This is a genomic window from Cupriavidus sp. 22TCCZM01-5, assembly GCF_057798915.1.
The window spans coordinates 1-1,430 of the sequence record NZ_JBYOJR010000081.1 but is presented as its reverse complement, the minus strand read 5'-3'; the positions used below and the strand labels follow the sequence as shown (position 1 = coordinate 1,430).

Below are 1,430 nucleotides of genomic sequence, written 5' to 3'. Positions count from 1 at the left end.
ACGGGGGATGCTCGAAGACATGTTGCTGCCGCCGAAGGCCGAGGATGGTGATCGGGAGGATGTTCTTCTGGGGCCGTCGGCTGCCGCGGAACGCGCGGCATCGTTCGTCGACGAGGCCATGGAACCGATTGCGGCATACGAGGATTGGAACGCCGCCATGGAAATCGAAGGGATGAAAGGCGAAGCGCGCTGATGCCGCTTACCAGGTGGAGATGGCGCTTGTCGTTGCGAGCGGCAGGCCAATCCCGGCAGCCGGGTCGGCCATTGGCTGGATTTCGATAAAGGGCCGCTTCGACTCGACCTTGCCGAATATGGCGGCAAACGGAATGTCGGCGGCATCGCGGCCGGTGCCGATGCGCAGCAGGCCAGTCGGAATGGATACCCCCGAGGGGTCGAGCAGGTACCATCCGCCCGACAGGAACACCTCGACCACCGCGTGAAAGTCCGGCGCGCCCATGGCGGGGTCCGCGCCATAGTCCACGCTGCTGGACATACGGGCGGGAATACTCAGGGCGCGGCAGATCGCGATCATCAGGTGGGAAAAATCCCGGCATACGCCAGTGCGCTCGACAATCGTATCGATCGCCGAGGTGCGCTCATTGGTGGATCGCGAAAGAAAGCGCACATGGTTGCGCACCCACTCCCGAATCGCATACACGCGCGAATAGCCGGGGCGCATGCCGCCAAACTCGCGCATGGCGAACTCCATCATGCGGTCGGATTCGCAATACCGGCTCGGCGCTAGGTACGAAAGGACATCGAACGGGAGTTCGGCGACGGGTACCTCCGTGAGTGACATACCATCGTCCAGGCGATGATCGATGTCCACCACAGCTTCATAGCGGATGGCCAGCGGGCCCTTGTTCGCACGTATCCTGAGCAGGCGGTTGCAGAGTGGATCCGTGTACCGATCGGCTTCAACCGGTGGCGTGAGCGCCAGACGCTCGGAGACAACGGACTGTCTTGCGGTCTTCGCAGCTTCGACAATCAACAGAAAGTCTCCTGTGGGATCCAGGATCTCATAGCACAGGTTCACCGAGTACCTAAGACGGTTCATTGCTGACCTTGTGTCGACATGGGGGCGGAAACGGTGCCGGCCGCGTGAACGGCTCTGGCCACCATTTCAGTGTAGCGCCGGAAGCGGGCGAAAGGTCTGCATCAGCGGGCACCGCAGGTGCGGCGCAGCGCCTGCCTGATCAATTTGTAAGCGGGTTAGGACGGTGTGCATCGCCCCTATACTGATAGATGAAGCGTTTCAGTAGCCAGGTGCTTCTGGTTCGCCTATCACTCGTTTCCGGGCCTTCCCCCTCGATGACGTCTTAGGACTGGTGACTCCTGAAGTCACTCACGGGGATCCCTGGAAAATTCATGCAAGATGCCGCGCGGCGACCGCCGTTCGCCCAGTCCCCCAGTAGTCAAGTCAGTCAGTC

At 61.4% G+C, this 1,430-nt stretch carries 1 protein-coding gene and 1 pseudogene; one reads left to right on the top strand and one right to left on the bottom strand.

The annotated features are described in order from the left end of the window. A pseudogene (locus AC3FNH_RS32490) lies at positions 1 to 193 on the top strand (hypothetical protein); the annotation flags it as partial. Positions 194 to 199: 6 nt separating this feature from the next. Here AC3FNH_RS32490 and AC3FNH_RS32485 read toward each other — a convergent pair. Next, on the bottom strand, positions 200 to 1,057 hold the full coding sequence (locus tag AC3FNH_RS32485; RefSeq protein ID WP_488723000.1) for a transglutaminase-like domain-containing protein: 858 nt from the start codon (positions 1,055 to 1,057) through the stop codon (positions 200 to 202). Positions 1,058 to 1,430 lie beyond the last annotated feature (373 nt).